This window comes from Massilia psychrophila, assembly GCF_002760665.1.
GTDB lineage: Bacteria > Pseudomonadota > Gammaproteobacteria > Burkholderiales > Burkholderiaceae_D > JAFCUW01.
Genome location: NZ_PDOB01000075.1, coordinates 1 through 2,992 on the forward strand (window position 1 = coordinate 1; position 2,992 = coordinate 2,992).

Here is a 2,992-nt window from a genome sequence, read left to right on the forward strand (position 1 = left end):
GAGACCAGGACGTTGATAGGCTGGGTGTGGAAGTGCAGTAATGCATTAAGCTAACCAGTACTAATTGCCCGTACGGCTTGTCCCTATAACCTTAGCAGGTATAGAGAATAAGAGAACGCGTTGTGCTTGTTGTAATGTACAATCGCTACCTAAGTAAAACGAAACAATACTTCTTCCAGATTCAAGGTCATGCTGCCCAGTTGGGAGCACGTACCTGTACAAGTTATGCCTGATGACCATAGTAAATCGGTACCACCCCTTCCCATCCCGAACAGGACCGTGAAACGATATTACGCCGATGATAGTGCTGCAACCAGTGTGAAAGTAGGTCATCGTCAGGCTAGTTATAAGGAAAAAACCCCCGCAGAAATGTGGGGGTTTTTTTTCGTCTGGCCATTATTAAAGTTGCTACTGAGGTATGCGGCCCGCGGCGCGATTTTTACCCCCTCGGCATTATTTCAAGAGATGGCTGCCCATTTTGCCTTGTTCTCTTCGTCGGGACCTCCGCGCTCGCCGCTTCCGTCCCCGCCAGTCCCTTATGTGCCAGAAGCGCGCGGCGCTCCCCCTGCACCAGGCCGACTGCTCGAGGGCGTCGGTCTCCTGAGGACCGACAATTGCTCGCATCGATACCGATTACGCACGAATGTTCCTGCGAAGCAGAGTCGACAGCGACCAACAAATAAGGGAGGGCAATGGCGGCTTCCGTGGCTCAAATCGGCACCTGATGATGTTCAACCATCAGAACTCGTACTGATCGCGCCGGTCCAACCTTGAACGCAAGTTCATTGATGGGAGAAAATTGTGGGCATCAATCAAATTCACTTCCAAAAAGGTCTTTCTATTGAGCAGTTCATGAAGGATTATGGTTCCGAGGCACAATGCGAAGAAGCACTTGTGGCGGCGCGATGGTCGCACGGCTTCGAATGCCCGCATTGCAGCCACAAATTGGCGTACGAATTCCGGCGTCGGGAGCTGCGCTACTGGCAGTGCAAGGCCTGCCGCCACCAAGTCAGTCTGCGCGCCGGCACGATGATGGAGAACTCCAAGTTGCCGCTGACCACCTGGTATCTTGCGATCTACCTCATGACGCAGTCCAAGACCAACATCGCCGCGCTGGCCATGATGCGCCAGCTTGGCATCACCTGGAAGGCGGCCTGGTTGATGAAACATAAATTGATGGAGGCCATGCGCCAGCGCGAGGAAAACCAGCCTTTGCAGGGCTCCGTGCGCGTCGACGATGCCTATCTGGGAGGCGAGCGCACTGGCGGCAAAGCCGGACGCGGGTCGGAGAACAAAGTAGCTGAAGAGCCGTGCGGCCGTGATTGTAGGATATAGCTACCCGGGCGATGGGCTCGACTCCGTCCTGAAGCCGGGCAAGGCCCTCATTTTCGACCGCACTAAAAATTTGGAAGCCGATATCGCCCGCCTCACGGCCGCCATTGTCGGCGAGTTGGAAACTCAGATACGCCAATTGCCCGAACACTGCTTTTACCTGTAGGGAATCGGCGACCTTCTCGCCGATCGTCTCGTCCTTAGCGCCAACCACAGCGACAAATGGCCCGACACACTCGACGCCTTGACCGGCCATTTCGAAGAGGTCTTGCCCGAGCGGCCCAATATCATGCGCGAAATTAAGGCAATGCAGTCGGGACATGTTGGCGCGAGCTGCGCCCAGCCGGTATTAAGCGAGGCTCAGGCACGAAGTCATATCGGTGCATTACGCTATTGTGTGCAGTCCTTTTGGCCTCCCCTGCGCCATGTGCGGACCGCGAATGGATTAGTTACAGTAATTTGATGAAGATAACCAGTCTCGACAAGTTTTACGCGGTGCCGGCGATGCAGCGTGACAAGTTACGCGTCCTTGGAACGGAGAAGCCGAATAATCCGGCGATTGCGCCGTCGGACATCGCTTTTACCGTTATCCACGGCGATGAAAGAAAGCCCATTGTCGTGAGCGCGGAAGGCACATTTGATCCAGTTATCGATGCGCAGTGGGCGAAGGACAATCCCAAAGTGCTCACCAATATGCCTGATGGGGAAAAGGCAGATTTTTCTTTTCGATAACCCCTGTCGTGCCTGCCGGTCCGCAACTTGATTACGCCGAACTCATGGCCAGCGTCAAGCAGAGCAACGCATTGATAAAGTCTCAAGCTGGGATGATGCGTTTCCTGATGCCGACGTTTGCCGGTATTCAAATGCAATTTCCCCGCGGTCAGGCGGCTGCCGCGCGCATCACGTCGGGGCAAGGCGAGCGGACGGTCAGTGCCGACGCAAACGGATTGTTGCATTTGCCGCTAGATGAAGCCTTGGTCCGTGCGAACGCTCAGGTCAAGCTGTTTTGGCATATATGTCGGCTACGCGCTTTGGATAGAGAGGCGGGCCATGCGGGAACTTTCGCTTGATGGCGCCGCGCCGGAATTGTTTGCTGGCATCGGGGTCGGCACCGCGCTGTTCACGCTCTGCATGGGCATCTTGGCAGGCGTCATGTTTGGCGCCGCTTACATGGCCACACGCCGCCTATGGTTGTGCATGGCGAGTCACTTCGCTTGGAATTTCACTCAAGGCGAGATTTTTTCAGTGGCCGTTTCCGATCATGCTCCGCAAGGATTGTTCCAGTCCGAGCTCGTCGGCGCCGACTGGCCGACCTTGGAGCACTCATGCTTGCGCGGTCCGTCAGGATGGACAACATCATCCGCCCATACTGGCGTCGCATTCGGACTTGACGCGCGAAATCGCGGACGTCGGAAGCGGCGAACAAGGTCTCGGCGAATACCTCCGGTTTTCGGTCTGAATTGGTGCCGTGACGTCAAGCAGGCAAAAACTCTTGCAACCTTCCGAGCCGTTTGCTATAGTTCGCCTCCCCGATGAAATGGTTAACAAAATCAAGCAGTTGGGGCCGTCTGAAAAGACGGTGACGGTAAAATGAAGGTTGACGAGAAACGCGAAACGCTGCATAATCTCACCTCTCTGCTGCAACGAACACAACGCTTCG

At 55.3% G+C, this 2,992-nt stretch carries 4 protein-coding genes, 2 rRNA genes and 1 pseudogene; 6 read left to right on the forward strand and 1 reads right to left on the reverse strand.

Going from position 1 to position 2,992, the window contains the following annotated elements; translation table 11 throughout:
• The 6 genes and pseudogenes from CR103_RS21615 to CR103_RS24255 form a co-directional block, all read left to right on the forward strand.
• A 23S ribosomal RNA gene (locus CR103_RS21615) occupies window positions 1-85 on the forward strand; the annotation flags it as partial.
• 143 nt (window positions 86-228) lie between these two features.
• A 5S ribosomal RNA gene (gene rrf / locus CR103_RS21620) occupies window positions 229-341 on the forward strand.
• A gap of 460 nt (window positions 342-801) precedes the next feature.
• A complete protein-coding gene (locus CR103_RS21625) occupies window positions 802-1,335 on the forward strand; it encodes an IS1595 family transposase (RefSeq protein ID WP_143752720.1) in 534 nt (177 codons plus the stop codon).
• Between the two features lie 459 nt (window positions 1,336-1,794).
• Window positions 1,795-2,064, forward strand: a complete 270-nt coding sequence (locus CR103_RS21630) for a hypothetical protein (protein WP_099917944.1) — start codon at window positions 1,795-1,797, stop codon at window positions 2,062-2,064.
• A 44-nt stretch (window positions 2,065-2,108) separates the two neighbouring features.
• Window positions 2,109-2,402 carry a hypothetical protein gene (locus CR103_RS21635; protein WP_143752721.1) on the forward strand — a complete coding sequence of 98 codons (294 nt, stop codon included), beginning with the start codon at window positions 2,109-2,111 and terminating at the stop codon, window positions 2,400-2,402.
• Window positions 2,383-2,544, forward strand: a pseudogene (locus CR103_RS24255) (CPBP family glutamic-type intramembrane protease); the annotation flags it as partial. The gene CR103_RS21635 and the pseudogene CR103_RS24255, both read left to right, overlap by 20 nt.
• Window positions 2,545-2,688: 144 nt before the next feature.
• Here the strand turns inward: CR103_RS24255 and CR103_RS23090 are convergent.
• Window positions 2,689-2,992: hypothetical protein (locus CR103_RS23090; protein WP_218968521.1), on the reverse strand; the 304-nt coding region annotated here is incomplete at its 5' end.